The organism is Bacteroidota bacterium (genome assembly GCA_013360915.1).
Classification (GTDB): Bacteria; Bacteroidota; JABWAT01; order JABWAT01; family JABWAT01; genus JABWAT01.
Genome location: JABWAT010000011.1, coordinates 1 through 17,149 on the forward strand (window position 1 = coordinate 1; position 17,149 = coordinate 17,149).

A 17,149-nucleotide genomic window follows, 5' to 3' on the forward strand; every position below is an offset into this window, starting at 1 on the left:
CCAGGCTCACCTGATGTGGACAGATTTCGGTACCACCGGAGATCCTCCTGTTGTAGCCGGAACCAACCCTGCTGCTATTTACTACCTCGGACCTCAGATCGAGTTAGAAGCTTATGAAAGCGGTGAACCAGGCGGAGCCCTGACTTTCATCGTGAACACTGCATTCGTTCAGGATATCGTTGATGCTGATTACGGCTCAACCGTTTCCATCCGAGGTGGTGGAATATTCGGTGATGGGTCTGAAGAAATGGCTCTGAAGCTGACCAATATCGGCGGGGATTACTGGAAAGGAACGATTGTCACCGATCAGACCCAATCAGGTGGGACCGCTAAGATTGTGACTATAACAGAGACAGGAACGGGGGTGGATCCGGTTACGATTCCGGATTTTGCAATTACCGGCAACAAAACCATCCGGTTGTTCACCTCCGGTCTTAAAACCACCTATACCGATCCCGTAACGGGTCTTGAACAAACCCGTGATATGAATTGGAATCCGCTCGAAATTGCCAAGGGAGAGTCCAACAACATCGCCGTTCATTTTCGGGTGAATTTAAGTGGAAACGTTTATTTTTCTCGTGAAACAGCAGAAGTCTATGTGCGTGGCTCCATACTGGATGACAGCTGGTCAGTGTTACCAGAAGGCCGTCTGTATCCTGAGGTGCGTCATGATGATCTGACGGGAGGGTATGAAGCCGAAAAATTCTTTTATAGTCGTACGGTACTGGTTGATCCTTCTAAAGCCGGAAAAAATCTGGAGTATAAATTCACCTTCAACTCTGCTGGTTCAACCACCTGGGAAGCAATTTCTAACCGGAAAGTAACCCTCTCTGGAAAAGACACCACCCTCGCATGGGTGTATTGGCCAGGCGGTGGAGACCCTTTTCCTCCTTCTACTGCTACCTATGACATCAATTTCGAAGTGGACCTGTTCAATGCAATCAACACCAATGGATTTGATCCTGCAATCGATACCGTGGTTGTTCGTGCAGGTTACGCTGGTTCATCAGGTGAAATTCAAGAATTGACTCTGACAGCTCCATTATTCGGAACGGTCTATACGGGTACCATGGAAGATTTTGATGGATATAATAACCGGTATGTTGCTTATCAATACTATAAAGTGAACGGAAGCCTGGACCAAGAAGAGTTCTATTTCGATAACTACGATGAAACCGGTATCATCACGGGTCCGAAGTTCCGGAAGATTCTGACACCGGCCGATACAGCCGGATTCCTGCTTGCTTCCGATCTTCTGGACGATGCAGTATCCACACACCGGATGCCATTCTTCAGGAACTTCAATCCTGTCGGTGCAAATACCTCCCTTATTGTTGAGGCGGATCTGATGCCGGCCATATGTTTTGTGACCGTGGGTGAGGGTTCTCTGGAAGACCTGCACGGAGGAAGTCTGGTGATAAATGCGGCCAACATTGCAGATTACCCAGTCTATATCAATGGTCCGGCCACGGGCGGTTGGGCGGATTGGGATTCGGTTTCCCTTGGAGACTCGCGCAGAATGAGTGATGATGGGATCACCAGGGGTGACAAAGTGGCCGGTGACAACATCTGGACCATTACACTTCAATTTGATGCATCATCAACAATTTCGCAAGAATATAAACTGAGTATCGGGGGAGCTGATAATGAAGGCGGTTTCGGAAACAACCATGTGGCCAATCTATTTCCAAAGGATGTGAATAACGTAAGTGTTCAATTCGGAGAAATTCATCCGTCGAGGTATGAGAATCCAGGAACAGGATACTGGGATTTTAGTGATCATATCGGTCCTTGCTCTCCAGGTGTTGGAGTTGATGATGATCCGGCGAAATCAATAAATGACTTCCTTCTTTTGCAAAACTACCCAAACCCATTCAATCCGAGCACGATGATTTCGTTCACCGTTGCCAAGGCGGGTGTTGTTAACTTTACGGTTTACAATGTGCTGGGGCAGGAAGTGGCTGCCTTTGATGCTGAAGTGCCTTCTGCAGGTACACATCAGATTCCGTTCACTGCCCGGAATCTGGCGAGCGGCACTTATCTGGTTAAGTTACAGGTTGGAAACCATACCGATATCATCCGGATTCTGCTGACGAAATAACCCAAGGTTTTTTTCAAAAGAGGGCCTGGTTTCCGGAAGGGAACCGGGCCTTTTTATTTTAACCAGCCAGTCCCGTTAAGAGTGTTTGCACTGGAATCACACCCGTCAAGAATCCTCAACCTGCCATCCCGACGGAAGCGGGGATCTGAGAACAACCCCATTCCGATTATAATTTTCCTTGTCATTCCGGACCTGCTTGTATCTTTTGTTCCAAACCCTTACCTTTTCTTAAGGATAATGTATTCTCTGACTTACATCTGATACCCGATGGAGGTTGTATGAAAAAAACAGTGGTTTCGCTTCTGGTTGTCTTACTGGTAACTCCATTCATTTATACGTTAAACGCCCGTACAACCCCTTCTTTAACGAATCTGGTTGGACAGATGGGTGACAGCTCAGTGATCACCTTTATCGTAAACACGGCTTTTGTACAGGATACCGTCTCTGATTTTTACAAAAACACTGTTTCCATCCGTGGCAGTGGCATTTTCGGTGACTGGTCCTATGACGAGGGTGTAAAGCTGACCAACATTGGCGGTGACTACTGGATGGGAACCCTGACAACCGATCAAAATAATTCAGGTGGAGCGGCTAAGGTGGTAACTTCAACCAACAGTGGCACTGGCTGGGATCGCGTTGAGATCGCTCCATTCGATATTGAAGGTGATGAAACCATTGAAATCTTCACATCCGGACTGAAAGTAAACTATCCGGATCCTGTTACAGGTGACACCATCACCCGTGGAATTGACTGGAATCCGCTTGAAATTGCCAAGGGAGAAACCAACAACATCGCTGTTCACTTCCGTGTTAATTTCGAAGACCTGCAGACTTTTCCAAGAAACACCGCAGAAGTGTATGTGCGTGGTTCCATGCTGGATGACAGCTGGTCGGTTTTACCAGAAGGACGTCTGTATCCGGAAGTCCGTCATGATGACCTCTGTTGCGGCGCTGGAATTTATGAAGCTGACAAGCATTTCTACAGCCGTACCGTTCTGGTAGATCCATCCAAAGCCGGAAAAAATCTGGAATATAAATTCACCTTCAACTCTGCTGGTTCAACCACCTGGGAAGAAATTTCTAACCGGAAGGTAACCCTCTCTGGTAACGATACCACTCTTGCCTGGGTATGGTGGAACAATCAACGCGTAATTTGCATTTGCGAGCCAGCTATTTATGACATCAATTTCGAGGTGGATCTTTTTAATGCCATCAATACCAATGGGTTTGACCCTGCAAAAGACAATGTGGTTGTTCGTGCCGGATATGCAGCCTCAGGACCAAAAATTCAGGAAGTACAACTGGATGCCCCCCTTTTTGGTACCGTTTATAACGGGACACTCGAAGCGTTCGAGGGGGTTCCCAACAAATACGTAGCCTACAAATATTTGAGAATACGGGATGGGGTGGAGCAGGAAGAGTATTATTACGATTTCCTTGATGAAACCGGTACCACCACAGGTCCGAAGTACCGGAAAATTTCCACTCCTGTAGATACCTCTGGCATTCTGATTGCTTCCGATCTTCTGGATGATCCCATATCCACTCATCGGACTCCATTCTTTAGAAATACCGATTCGGTCGGAGTGCCCACCATCCTACGGATAGAAGCTGACATGCGATCGGCTCATTATACCACCAAAACACTGGGAGGCGAGCTTAATGACATTCTGGGAGGTCCCCTGAAGGTGACGGCCGCCAATATTGATACCCTCCCTGTTTTCATTCATGGTCCGGCATCCAGATGGGGGTGGTGGCTTTTATCCATGACACCCTGGTACCCGGATAGCGTTCAGCTGTTTGATGACGGAGTTACCTATGGGGATGCAGTGGCCGGTGATCTGATTTACACCATTGAAATTCCTAAAAACGCAACGAGTCAGATATCTCAGGAGTTTCAACTGAGTATCGGATACGCTGCAAATGAAACAGGACTTACTTTCAACCACGTGGCGAATCTGTTTGCAAAACCTCTGAATGTTCACCGTGTTCAGTTTGGGGTGACGGACCCTAACCGGTATTTCATCCCCGATAAGGGATCGTGGTTTCTGACTTGTGAAAGCGGAAACGGATTCTGTGTAGGTGTCGAAAATGAGACAAATAAAGAAGTTACCGGATTCCGGTTGCAGCAAAACTACCCAAATCCATTCAATCCGAGCACGATGATTCCGTTTACCGTTGCCAAGGCGGGTGTTGTTAACTTTACGGTTTACAATGTGCTGGGGCAGGAAGTGGCGGCCTTTGATGCTGAAGTACCTTCTGCTGGAACACATCAGATTCCGTTCACCGCCCGGAATCTGGCAAGCGGAACTTATCTGGTGAAATTGCAGGTGGGAAACCATACCGATATCATCCGGATTCTGCTGACGAAATAACCCAAAGGGTTTTTTCAAAGGAGGGCCTGATTTCCGGAAGGGAACCGGGCTTTTTTATTTTAACCATCCAGTCCCGTTAAGAGTGTTTGCACTGGAATCACCTCAATCATGAATCATCAACCTGCCATCCCTAAGAAAGTCGGAATCTGGGAATAAAACCGATGCAATTCCAGTTTTTTTCCATTCCGGACCTGCTTGTATCTTTCCCTATAATTGATTACCTTTTTTTAAGAAATTGTTTCCCCGGTATCGTAATTCCATTTCTTACGGAGGTTTTATGAGGCGACTGATCCCATCTTCACTGCTTCTTCTCATCTCAGTTGCCTCATTTGCAGGAAACGATGTTCTTCTAAACTTCTCCCAACCTCCTGATTCTGCCGTCTATGATATATTTTTCGAAGTAGACCTGTTCAATGCCATTAACACCAATGGGTTTGATCCTGCAACCGATACTGTGGTTGTTCGTGCAGGTTACGCTGGTTCATCAGGGGAAATTCAAGAATTGACTCTGAAGGCTCCCTTATTCGGAACTGTCTATACGGGTACCATGGAAGATTTCGCTGGTATTGAAAACAAGTATGTTGCATACAAGTACTACAAAGTGAACGGCAACCTGGATCAGGAAGAATTTTACTTTGACAACTTCGATGAAACCGGTACTATTACAGGTTCGGCTTATCGTAAAATTCTAACTCCCGATGAAAAATCGGGTACATTGAATGCTTCCGATCTACTGGAAGATGCAGTCTCATCCCACCGGATGCCGTATTTCAGGAATACCAACCCGGTTGGTGTTGCCACCTCGCTGGTTATTAAAGTTGACATGTCGATGGCCATAAATTTCCTGGAAAATCTGAACGGAACGCTCGATGATGTTTCCGGTGGTTCATTGGTCATCACAAAAGCCAATTATAAAGAATACCCGATCTACATCAACGGACCTGCCACAGGAGGGTGGGTACCATGGAATCAGGATTCGTTGGGAGAAAACCGCCGGATGAGTGATGATGGAACCACCAAGGGAGACGAAGTGGCTGGTGATAGTATCTGGACCATCACCTTAACCTACGAAGCTTCCGACTTTTCCGGTCAGGAGTACAAATTCAGTATCGGGGGTGCTGATAACGAAGCTGGTAATGGAAACCACCATCTCACAAACCTTGCAGCTAAAGAGGTTAACACTGTTACCAATTGGTTCGGTGATATCGAACCTTCGCGTTACAATGCCGTCGCAGACCAAAATCCTGGTGCTCCTCATGAAGTCCGGTTGCTGCCAAACTATCCGAATCCATTCAATCCGAGCACGATGATTCCTTTCACCGTTGCCAAGGCGGGAATTGTGAACTTTACAGTTTACAATGTGCTGGGGCAGGTGGTTTCAACCTTCAATTATGACGCTAAATCTGCAGGTCTGCACTCGGTTAACTTCCAGGCTAACAACCTGGCAACCGGTTCTTACCTGGTTAAGATGACTGCCGGCAATTTCAACAAGACCATCAAGATGGTATTCGCGAAATAAGCCAACCGGGGTTTAACCCTCTTAAAGCCGGATTCCTGCAAGGGGATCCGGCTTTTTTTTTGCACTACTTTTACTCCATGGGGTTTTATTTTTCAATGGTTCTATTGGCTTGATATGAATGAATTTCAACCACATAGTGGAGAAATCATATCAGTCAACTGGTTAAAGATGTCAGGGCTACGCCCCTTAAATACAAACCACGATATTGCCGAATAACAATGATTTCAATGTTTCACTACGGAGATGTCAGGGCTACGCCCCTTAAAAGGCAAATTCCAATGGCAGAACCTCCCATATTTTCAAGGAAACGTTCATGAAAACCAGAGAAGATCAGGTCAATGAAGGAATTTGAGCCACGTAGTGGTGACATCTTCGTAGCACGGAAGTGCATACAGGAAGCATTGAGCCACGTAGCGGTGACATCTCATCAGACAGTTGGTAAAAGATGTCAGGGCTTCGCCTCTGATAATAGAAAACTCAGAACCTGAAAATCATCCGGGTTCCGCCTGTTGCGATTGACGAAATAACACAAAGGTTTTTTTTTCAAAAGAGGGCCTGGTTTCCGGAAGGGAACCGGGCCTTTTTTATTTAGTCCCGATACCTGTGGTTTCCTGCCGGATTGAGTTGACCGATGCGGTTCTTTTTGATATTTTACCTTTTTTTACATGGGATACACAATGACCCGGGTTTTACTGGCACTTGTTCTGGTAGTAAGCATGGCCGGCTGTGTGCGCCACAGTCCGAACCGAATCATCATCTGGAATCAGATGCAGCCCATGGAACGGGATATTCTGGATAAACATCTGGCCTTGTTTGGTCAGAAATATCCTGACTGGGAATTTAAGCAACTCTATTATGAAACCGAGGAACTCAGAACCAATTATCTGATCGCCGCTCTCGGTGGCAGTGGTCCGACCATGATCCACGGTCCATCCGACCAGATTCCCCCCATGCTGGAACTGGACGTGCTTCGGCCCATGGAAGACTTGTTTGATTCGTCCTTCCTGTCATTGTTCATCGATACCACCGTCAATACACTGACATGGCTGAAAAATCCGCGATCGGGTGAAACGCATCTGTACCAGATTGCCGATCAGGTGGGCAATCACCTTTGTCTGATTTACAACAAGAAACTGATCGCCACGCCTCCCGATTCTCTGAGTGAATTGCTGGAACTCTCGAAACGAATGACTATCGATCAGGATGGGGATGGCCGTCCTGAGCAGTATGGCATTGTGTGGAATTACATCGAACCCTACTTCTTCTTTCCGTTTTTTACCGGTTACGGCGGACGGATTTTTGATGAAAACCGGAATCCGCAACTGAACTCACAGGCTGCCATTGAATCCATCCGGCTGATTGATGCCATGCGGAACACGTACCGGATCATTCCGCTGGAAAGCAATTACGATCTGGCCAAGTCGATGTTTAAAGAAGGCCGGTCAGCGATGATCATTGACGGACCGTGGTCATGGGGAGATTACATCAAATCGGGAATGGATATCGGCATTGCGCGGATCCCTTACATTGAAAGCAGCGGAAAATGGCCGGCCCCGATTGTGGCCACCCGGGGTTACAGCCTTAATCCGAACATGACACCCGAGCAGACCGAGAAGGCAGTGGAACTGTTGAAATATCTGAACAGCCCTGAGGTTCAACTCGAAATGTCGCTGGCGAATTTTACCATTCCATCCAGGAAGGAAGCCTTTTTCTCTCCCGAGATACAGAACAACCCCATTATGAAAGCCTCTATCGACCAGATTTCGGTGGGGACCCCCATGCCGCTGATCACAGAAATCCGGGCGGTCTGGGATGGCATGCGGCCGGGCTATCAGAGTATATTCGGGAATCCGCCCAACACGCCGGAAAAAGCAGCGGAAATGATGCAGGAACGGACGACCACCCTAATCAAGGATTTCAGGAAATAATATGAAACCTGGCATTTCCCTCACCAACGATCCGAAACGGCTGGCGTATCTGTACATCTTCCCGGCATTGCTTGTTATGGCTCTGGTCATTGTCGGTCCGTTCCTGTACAATCTGGTGGTGTCCTTCTCGAACATGAACCTGATGAATTTCCGGGACTGGAAACTGACCGGAATCGACAACTATCTGGAAGTGTTCACCGACCGGTATTTCTGGTACTTTTTCTTCAAAACCATCCTGTGGACGGTGCTGAACGTAACCGTTCACGTGGCCTTTGGGATTTTCCTCGCCATTCTGATGAATCAGTACCTGGTGGGAAAAAACATCTTCCGCATTCTGATCATCCTTCCCTGGGCCGTCCCGCAGTACATCACGGCCCTTACCTGGCGGGGCATGTTCAATTACGAATACGGAGCGATCAACCTGATTCTGGAAACACTCGGCATGGGTCCGGTTCAATGGCTGGGAAGTGAGTGGGGCGCCTTTTTTGCGGCGCTGATGACCAACATCTGGCTGGGCATTCCGTTTATGATGATTGTGGCGCTGGGTGGGCTTCAGTCGATTCCCAATGATTTATATGAAGCCGCCGAAATTGACGGAGCCAGCAAGTGGTTTCAATTCTGGAATATCACGCTGCCATTGCTACGGCCGGTGATGGTCCCGGCTATTACGCTGGGTGTCATCTGGACCTTTAACAATTTCAACGTCGTCTGGCTGGTGTCCGATGGAGGAAAACCATCGGATTCGACCCACATTCTGGTGAGCTGGGTGTATAAGGTTGGTCTGAACTATTTCCGGATTGGCTATGCGGCTGCGTTCAGCATGGTCATTTTCGGATTGCTGCTGATTTTCGGATGGAATTACATTAAACGGACACGCGGAACGGAGAGTGTGTACGAATGAAAAAGAGCCCACGTGAAGCCTCGCTGGGTGGAAAAATCTTCACCTATGCGTTTTTAACCCTGTTTGTTCTCTGGTCGATTTACCCCATTCTGAATGTGATCACCGTGTCGCTGCGGCCCGGGGACCTGTTATGGAGCAAGGACCTGAGTATCATTCCCGAGAACTGGACACTGGATGCCTACTATCAGCTGCTGTTCGATAAACCTTTCATGCGGTGGTTGTGGAATTCCATGCTGGTATCTTTTACGGTCACCCTGACCGGGGTGGCACTGGCATCAACGGCCGGTTATGCATTTTCGCGGTATAAATTCCGCGGGAAGGAAACGGCTATGATCGGGATGATTGTGACCCAAATGTTTCCGGTGACCATGCTGCTCCTTCCCTTGTTCATTATGCTGATCAAAATGGGATTGTATGACACCTACATCGGGCTGATCATTGCCTACTCGGCTACCGCGCTTCCGTTCTGTGTCTGGCAGATGAAGGGTTATTACGATACCATTCCCAAATCGCTCGAAGAAGCCGCAGCCATCGATGGATGCAGTCAGTGGATGACCTTTTACCGGATCGTTCTGCCGCTGGCTGCACCGGCGCTGGTGATCACAGCCCTGTTCAGTTTCATGTCGGCCTGGAGTGAGTACCTGGTGGCTGCCGTGCTCATTCAGGATACCACGATGTTTACGCTTCCGTTGGGTCTGAAGAGTTTTCAATCGAATTTTGCCACCGAGTGGGGATTGTATGCTGCAGCAGCCCTGTTTGTTTCGCTGCCGGTGGTCGTGCTCTTCATGGCGCTCAGCCGGTATCTGGTGTCTGGACTGACGCTGGGAGGCGTGAAAGAGTAACGGTGACGGGGTCCCTGGAAAAGAACGAAAACTGCTGGATTCCGGCCTGTGCCGGAATGACAACCATCATTTCAGCACCTAATCAAGGTGCAGTTTCCGTTAATGACCTGATTCAACAATCTGGTTTCTTTTTCGGACAGCTCCAATACCGCCCAGCCCTTCACACATCATGGACCGTTTAGCCGATCTCATTGCCGATCTGCCGCTCAGGCTGAAAGCAGCCCGGGTGGTGGAAGGCTATCTTACCGGAATTCACGATTCTCCTTTTCACGGATTTTCGGCGGATTTTGCTCAGCACCGTCCCTATCAGCCTGGGGATGACCTGAGACATTTTGACTGGAAAGTCTGGGCCCGGAAAGAAAAGGCGGTTGTACGCCAGTACGAAGAAGAAACCAACCTGCAGGCCACCCTCATTCTGGATGCCTCTGCCAGCATGTCACTGACCCACGACGGGCGTTCCAAGTGGGAGTATGCGGCGGTGCTGGCCGGATCACTCATTCACCTGATTCTGAGACAACGGGATGCAGCCGGTCTGATGGTGACCGATGAAACAATCCGGTCGGTGCAGTTTCCCCGCGGAGCTGCGTGGATCGAACCGGTTTTGTTTAAAACGCTGGAAACCGTTGAGCCCTCGGGAAAAACCCGTCTGGCCATTGGGTTGGAACAGGCCGCCCGTCAGCAAAGCCGCCGCGGATTGTTCATTCTGATTTCGGATTTCATGGAAGATCCCGACCAGTTCATTCCGGCGCTGCGGCAACTGGCCTCTCATGGGCATGATCTGATGGCGGTTCAGGTTCTCACACCGGGTGATCTGGAACTGGAACCGCTCCGTGATGTCTGGGCGGAAGATTCAGAAACCGGCGAACGCCTGGCTACCCATTGGGTTCAGCTGGCCGGTGATTTTAAACAGCAGGCACAAGCCTGGCAGACCGACCTCGGGAACAAATTCCGTAATCTGGGAATTGATTGGGTGGCTGCCCGCACCGATCAGCCATTTGCCACCACGCTCCGCTCCATTTTACAACACCGTCAGCGATAGGAGGATTCATCCGCATGAGACTGCTTTTTCTGCTACTTCCGGTCCTGTTGCTCGCCGGATGCCGTGAGGAAGAACCGGGTTCTCTGTTTCCGCGAATTGATCGGGAAACCGGTGAGTATTGGTTTTTTTACTATGACAGTTCAGCATCGGTTCAGTCTGTTGCACTGGCCGGCTCGTTCAATGGTTGGTCCGCCACCGCAACTCCCATGAAAAAACGGACTGATCACTTGTGGTCAGCCAGCATCAAACTGGCTCCCGGAAAGCGGGAACAGTACAAAGTGGTTCTCAATGGCACGAAGTGGATTCCCGATCCGAATGCACCGTATATCACCATGGATCAGTGGCGGAATTCGGTCATTCAGACCATCCGTCCCGACGAATTTGGTCTGATGTTCAGCTCTCCCATTGCCGATGGGGCGGCCATCCGTCCGGAATTTATCCGGCTGGTGTTTAACGATCCAAAATCGATTTTACCTGCCGCCAGTGTGGTGGTGACACTGAATGGCCGGCCGGTCAGGGAGTTAACCCGGCTTGCCGATGGAGAAATCAGGGTGCCGGTTCATCCCGATCTGGACGGAGAAATTCAGGTGGAGATTCAGATCGGACATCCCAACCTGAACTGGTATCACTCGTTTCTCGTCTTTGTCTGGAGTAAGCCCATCGACCTGAAAACGCCGCCGCAGAATGATGCCATGGTGTTATATGAGATTTACATCAGGCAATTTGCCGACAGCAATGACGATGGAACCGGTGATCTGAAGGGAATCACCGGGAAACTGCCGTACCTCGACTCGCTTGGCGTGACCGGTCTGTGGCTCATGCCGTTTAATGAATCTCCACGCGATCATGGTTACGCCATCAATGATTATCTGGCCATCGATCGGGAATACGGCACCATGGAAGATTTCAGGCAACTGGCCATGGCAGCCGATGAACGCGGCATCGATCTCTGGATGGATTTCGTCATTAACCACACCGACACCACCCATCCGTGGTTTCTCGACATCCGGAAAAAGGGGAAGGAAAGCCGCTATTGGACCTGGTTTCAGATGACGGGCGATCAGCCGCTCAGCTGGAAATACTTCGGGATGGATGATGGCATGCCCAAGCTGAATTTCCAGAATCCGGAGGTACAGGATTACTTCCTGAAAATGGCTGAATTCTGGATGGATCCTGATCAGGATGGTGATTTTTCGGATGGGGTGGATGGATTCCGGTGCGACGCCGCGATTGAAGTGCCGCACAGTTACTGGAAACGGTTCCGGGCACATGTGAAAAAGATACGGCCCGATGTGACGATTCTGGGTGAAATCTGGGTGGCCGATCAACTGGCGCTTCTGCCGTTTTACGATCAGGAATTCGACATGACGTTTGATTACCCGTTGTACTACACCCTACGCGATGCCATTCATGAACAGAAGCCCGACCTGCTCATGCGGTTCTGGCAACCCATGCGCCAGGAAGTATTGCCATCGGGTGCACAATGGGTCACATTTACTTCCAATCACGACAATTTCCGGTCGTTGTCGCTTTTCAGAGAAAACCGGGCAGAGTGGAATCTGGCTCAGAATCTGCTTTTCGCCCTTCCGGGAACGCCCATGGTGTATTATGGTGATGAAGCCGGACTGACAGGGAAAAATCCGCCCGATACCAATGTGAGACAGAAAATGGTTTTCCCTGCACCAACCTCTGATTTCTACCAGACCTACCGGTCCCTCATTGCCCTCAGGAAAACCTTTCCGGTTCTGGCCGCCAGGGATTACAAGGAATCACCCACGCTTACCTTTTCAACACCCGAACCGGGATTGCTGATTGTTCACCGGTCGGATGGAAACCAGAAGCTGACAGGATATTTCAACCTGTCGCCCGCGGGTTTAACCTTTAAAAAGCCGTATTCCGGAAAACCGGTGACCTGGAACGGGACAGCCTGGACGGTTGGTGAATCACGGCCGCTGACCGATCTGCCGGCATATGGTGTTTCCTGGCTGATCCCTGACTGACCATGGCATTTAATCCCGGCCGGTTTGGACGGCTGAATGCATCCGGTCTTGGTCAGACCCTGGTTTACCGGCCTGCCACCGGATCGACGAATACCGTTCTGAAGGAACTGGCTGGTGCAGCACCGGGAACCGTGGTCCTTGCTGATACTCAATCGGCCGGACGTGGCCGTCTCGACCGTGTCTGGGTGGATGAACCGGGGAAAAACCTGCTGTTCAGTGTTCTCGATATCCGCCCGGTGACCGATAAAAAGTCAGGGCTGATTCCCCTGCTGACCTCTCTGGCCATCGTAAGAACGATTGGTGACCGGGTGGCTGGTGCCGGAATCAAATGGCCGAATGATTTGGTTCACGATGGCCGGAAACTGGCAGGCATTCTGGTTGAAGCAAGAACCACCGGATCAACCATGGCCTTTATCATCGGAATCGGTCTGAATGTGAATCAGGTACGGTTTTCGGTTCCGGGCGGAGTGGAACCCGTTAGTCTGGCCCTACTGACCGGGCATCCTGAAGACCGTGAGCGACTGCTGGCCGATCTGCTCATGAATCTGGAGCGGGTACTGCAGCAGGAACCGGTAAGTGATTTGCTCATGGCTTACCGGTCGGCCTGCGTGACAACGGGTCAGACCATCCGGTTCACCCATCACGGCGAAGAGAAAGTCGGTTTTGCCGACTCGGTTGATGATGAGGGACGGCTGGTGATTCAGTCTGAAGGACACACACTGGCCTATCAGGGCAACGAAATTTTTCATATCCGGGTACAACCATGAATTATCTGCTGGCAATCGACATCGGAAACACCAATACGGTGATTGGCATCATGAAAGATGGGGTGGTGCTTCATTCCTGGAGAATCACCACAGGAAACCTTCAGACCGTGGATGAACTGGGCATTCTGGTTCTCGAACTGCTCCGTAACCGCGGCTATCAGACAGCCGATATCCGGCATGTGGGCATCTGCAGTGTCGTTCCCGATGTCACCACCATTTACCAGGCGGTGGCCACCACTTATATCGGACGTGAATCCTTTACGGTCGGGCATCATCTCGATCTGGGAATAAAAATCATCTACGACGATCCGCGTGCGGTTGGTGCCGACCGGCTGGCCAATGTGATTGCGGCCATGCATCGGTTTGGCGGACCGGGTGTGGTGATCGATCTGGGAACAGCGACCACCTTTGATGTCTATAACGACAAGGGCGACTATCTGGGCGGGGTGATTTCGCCGGGAATCGAGACCAGTGCGCTTTCTCTCCATCGCCGGGCCGCAAAACTTCCGCGGATTAATCTGGAATTGCCAGATACGATCATTGCAAAAAACACCACGGCGGCCATGCAGAATGGCATCTTACTCGGCTCACTGAAATCGGCCGAGGGTATCATCGGTGAAATTCAGAAGGAATTTGATCAGCCACTGAAACTGACCATTACCGGCGGATTCAGTACGTTTATCCGGTCGCATTCGGTTCTGAGCATGGAACAGGTTCCCGATCTGGTACTGGAAGGCGTGTACCGGATCGGTCACCGGCTGGGTTACTGCTGAACCAGATCCATTACCACAGGTTTCAACTGTCCGGTTTCCACATCGAAAACATCCGACAATTCCAATCCGCCCGTCATGTGAATGGTGGGAATGCCAGCCAGCCTTGATCCCGCCACATTGGCCGGATTGTCATCCATAAACAGGGTTTTCTGCGGATCGAGCCCGTTTTCTTCCAGCACATGCCGGTAAATGGCCACATCGGGTTTCCGCAGGTGAACCTCGTAAGAATAGTACATTTTATGGAACAGGTCAGACAGATCCTTCAGTCCGAATGAAGAATGGACGTATTCATTGAACAGCCGGATGTGGCTTTCATTCGTGTTGCTCAGAAGAAAGGTCTGGTAACGGGACTTCACCTTTCTGATCAGGTCAATCCGGTAGGGAGGAATGTCTTTTACCATGGTGTACCAGGCGCGGTCGAATTCCGCATCGGGTAAGGAACGGTTAAACTGCCGGTTCAGACGGGAGCGGAATTCCGCAGAGGAAATCAGTCCCATTTCATACTGATCGAAGACATCCATCTGCTGATGGAAGGAAAAATGCTGATCGAAACCGGTAAAGCCCAGGTCGTGAAAGGCCAGCACGGTATCGTGATAGTCGATGTTGACGATGACACCGCCGAGATCGAAGATGATGGTGGTAAATGGTAGATTCATGGGTGCAAAGGTACATTCAGGCAGGTCGGGTATAAAGTTCATCCCGGCCCCCGTTCTTTGAAATCGACCTGTCAGCGCGTTACTTTTAATCCATGAGACTCCTGAGTGTACTTCCGATTATTATTTTCTCGTCCCTCTTCACCGCCTGCGACTGGTTCACCCCCTCGCATACCATTGTGTTTACCCACAATACCAATGGATATCTGGAAGATTGCGGGTGTTCGGGGCATAAAAACGGCGGCCTTCACCGGCGGATGGCCATTTTTGCCACGGCTTCTGTTGCCGACCGGGATGCCATCTACCTGGATGGCGGCGATGTGCTTTCTACTTATTACCGGTTTCCGCTTCGCGATAAATATGTGGCTGAGATCATGATGATGCTGCAGTATGACGCCATCGGGGTTGGTGAGCAGGATCTGATTAACGGACTTGGATTTTATGATCGGTGGATGGCGCCGCTTCCCATGACCTCGGCCAATCTGACAAACCTGGGTAAAAGTGCGCGTGTCGTTAAACGAAAAGGCGAACAGGTGGCTATTATCAGCCTGATCGACCCGCAACTGCTCGATATCCTGCCCGATTCGACCCGCAGCCAGCTGATTGTGGCCGATCCTTCCACCATTCTGGCAGCCGTTCTGGCCGAACTGGAAAAAAAGGAGATACGAAACGTCATCCTGCTCTCGCATCTGGGATTGTTTCAGGATAAACAGATGGCGGAACAGTTTCCGCAGTTGTCTCTGATCATTTCGGCTCATGATCAGGATGTGCGGGATTCCCTGTGGGTGGTGAATGAAACGCCGATCGTTCAGAACGGACCTGATGGAGAACGGGTGGGTGTTCTGGAAGGGAAATTCATCGACGGGAAATTCCGGATGGATCATTTTAACCGTATTCTGCTCGATTCGACGATTTACGGCGATTCACTGGTCTGGGCCAAGATCAATAAATACTATGCCGAGACCGATTCGGTTCAACCCGACCTTAAACCGGAATTAATGGGCAATGTGTCGGTGGAAAATTGCGGAAGCTGCCACAAGGCCATCACCGATCAATGGCTGACTTCTGGCCATGCACATGCCTTCGAAACTCTGAAAAATGCCGGCATGGAAAAAGACAGCGATTGTCTGACCTGCCACACAACGCATTATGGCGATGTGAACTACTTCAGGAATACGCAGGAAACCTCCGGCTGGGTGAATGTGCACTGCCAGCAATGCCATGAAGTGCATGTGGATCCCACCGCCAAACGCTGTACCGTCACCCGCGATCGCACAGCCGAAAAAGATTGCCGTACCTGCCACACCCCGGAAAGAAGTCCGGCCTTTGACTACAAGACGTATCTGTTAAAGGCGCATGGGTGAGTGGGATATGGCTGGGAAAAACGTGATCTGATCCTGAAGCTATTCTGTTCTTCCGATTCTTCTGATACTTAATTGGTTGAAACCAGTAGCGTAAGTATACTTGCAAGTATACTTATATTGACTTACCTTTAGGTGAAAGATTAAAAATCAGAGTAAACCATGCCACAGATTTCCTTATACATAGACGAGGCAACTTTAAGGAAGATAGTGGGAGCTGCTGCCCGGGAAAAGGTTTCCATTTCAAAATGGGTGAGTGATCAACTTAAGTCCCATATTGATCCGCAATACCCCAAGGACTTTGAAAAGCTGTTCGGATCCATTACGGATGAGACTTTTACAGATCCCGGTGATCAAGGATTATCTACTGATCACCTTCGGATGGATTTATGATTTATTTTTTAGATACAAATACATGTATCTACTTTTTGAATGGGACAAGCACCTCAATCAGAGACAAACTACTTTCCACTATTCCTTCCACTGTAAAAATTCCATCGATTGTAAAAGCGGAGTTGATTTTTGGAGCATATAAAAGCAAACGAAAAGAGGAAAACCTGATTAAAATCAGGACATTTCTCGAACCATTTGAGGTGATTTCCTTTTCAGAATCGATGGCGGATATTTATGCAGAAATTCGTAGTTCCTGTGAGAAATCGGGTAAACCTGTTGGGCCCAATGATTTATTAATTGCCTCAACCGTTCTTTTTTACTCTGGCATCCTTGTGACAAATAATCAGTCAGAATTCGAAATGGTTTCAAACCTTCAGGTTGTTAACTGGTTTCAATAAAATAGATTCAATAAATCGTTATTTTCTGGTTTTCTGTAAAGTTGCCAGTCAAAGGTGCTTTTACCCCGGCGTTTTTCTGTCAGGAGATTCAACCGGACT

At 49.5% G+C, this 17,149-nt stretch carries 14 protein-coding genes; 13 read left to right on the plus strand and 1 reads right to left on the minus strand.

The window, feature by feature from the left end:
- The first annotated feature begins 13 nt into the window (after positions 1 to 13).
- From HUU10_11560 to HUU10_11605, 10 genes are all read left to right on the plus strand, one after another.
- Positions 14 to 2,101, plus strand: coding sequence for a T9SS type A sorting domain-containing protein (locus HUU10_11560; protein ID NUQ82236.1), 2,088 nt, complete (start codon positions 14 to 16; stop codon positions 2,099 to 2,101).
- Between the two features lie 278 nt (positions 2,102 to 2,379).
- On the plus strand, positions 2,380 to 4,476 hold the full coding sequence (locus HUU10_11565) for a T9SS type A sorting domain-containing protein (protein ID NUQ82237.1): 2,097 nt from the start codon (positions 2,380 to 2,382) through the stop codon (positions 4,474 to 4,476).
- Positions 4,477 to 4,753: 277 nt separating this feature from the next.
- On the plus strand, positions 4,754 to 5,995 hold the full coding sequence (locus HUU10_11570; GenBank protein ID NUQ82238.1) for a T9SS type A sorting domain-containing protein: 1,242 nt from the start codon (positions 4,754 to 4,756) through the stop codon (positions 5,993 to 5,995).
- Between the two features lie 677 nt (positions 5,996 to 6,672).
- Positions 6,673 to 7,923, plus strand: coding sequence for an extracellular solute-binding protein (locus HUU10_11575; protein NUQ82239.1), 1,251 nt, complete (start codon positions 6,673 to 6,675; stop codon positions 7,921 to 7,923).
- A 1-nt stretch (position 7,924) separates the two neighbouring features.
- Complete coding sequence (locus tag HUU10_11580) at positions 7,925 to 8,824, plus strand: sugar ABC transporter permease (protein NUQ82240.1); 900 nt, start codon at positions 7,925 to 7,927, stop codon at positions 8,822 to 8,824.
- Positions 8,821 to 9,666: a sugar ABC transporter permease gene (locus tag HUU10_11585; GenBank protein NUQ82241.1), complete on the plus strand. Its 846-nt coding sequence runs from the start codon at positions 8,821 to 8,823 to the stop codon at positions 9,664 to 9,666. The genes HUU10_11580 and HUU10_11585 overlap by 4 nt, the downstream gene beginning before the upstream one ends.
- A 169-nt stretch (positions 9,667 to 9,835) precedes the next feature.
- A complete protein-coding gene (locus HUU10_11590; protein ID NUQ82242.1) occupies positions 9,836 to 10,705 on the plus strand; it encodes a DUF58 domain-containing protein in 870 nt (289 codons plus the stop codon).
- Between the two features lie 14 nt (positions 10,706 to 10,719).
- Positions 10,720 to 12,705: a DUF3459 domain-containing protein gene (locus HUU10_11595; GenBank protein NUQ82243.1), complete on the plus strand. Its 1,986-nt coding sequence runs from the start codon at positions 10,720 to 10,722 to the stop codon at positions 12,703 to 12,705.
- A 2-nt stretch (positions 12,706 to 12,707) separates the two neighbouring features.
- Positions 12,708 to 13,472, plus strand: coding sequence for a biotin--[acetyl-CoA-carboxylase] ligase (locus HUU10_11600; protein ID NUQ82244.1), 765 nt, complete (start codon positions 12,708 to 12,710; stop codon positions 13,470 to 13,472).
- Positions 13,469 to 14,245, plus strand: coding sequence for a type III pantothenate kinase (locus HUU10_11605; GenBank protein NUQ82245.1), 777 nt, complete (start codon positions 13,469 to 13,471; stop codon positions 14,243 to 14,245). Before HUU10_11600 ends, HUU10_11605 begins: the two co-directional genes overlap by 4 nt.
- Here HUU10_11605 and HUU10_11610 read toward each other — a convergent pair.
- A complete protein-coding gene (locus HUU10_11610) occupies positions 14,236 to 14,943 on the minus strand; it encodes an HAD family phosphatase (protein ID NUQ82246.1) in 708 nt (235 codons plus the stop codon). The two genes, HUU10_11605 and HUU10_11610, sit on opposite strands and share 10 nt — an antisense overlap.
- Positions 14,944 to 14,993: 50 nt before the next feature.
- Here HUU10_11610 and HUU10_11615 point away from each other — a divergent pair, with 50 nt between their 5' ends.
- From HUU10_11615 to HUU10_11625, 3 genes are all read left to right on the plus strand, one after another.
- The gene (locus HUU10_11615; GenBank protein ID NUQ82247.1) at positions 14,994 to 16,262 is read left to right on the plus strand and encodes a hypothetical protein; all 1,269 of its coding nucleotides are present in this window, start codon (positions 14,994 to 14,996) and stop codon (positions 16,260 to 16,262) included.
- A 159-nt stretch (positions 16,263 to 16,421) separates the two neighbouring features.
- The gene (locus tag HUU10_11620; GenBank protein ID NUQ82248.1) at positions 16,422 to 16,652 is read left to right on the plus strand and encodes a hypothetical protein; all 231 of its coding nucleotides are present in this window, start codon (positions 16,422 to 16,424) and stop codon (positions 16,650 to 16,652) included.
- Positions 16,649 to 17,050 carry a type II toxin-antitoxin system VapC family toxin gene (locus HUU10_11625; GenBank protein ID NUQ82249.1) on the plus strand — a complete coding sequence of 134 codons (402 nt, stop codon included), beginning with the start codon at positions 16,649 to 16,651 and terminating at the stop codon, positions 17,048 to 17,050. The genes HUU10_11620 and HUU10_11625 overlap by 4 nt, the downstream gene beginning before the upstream one ends.
- Positions 17,051 to 17,149 lie beyond the last annotated feature (99 nt).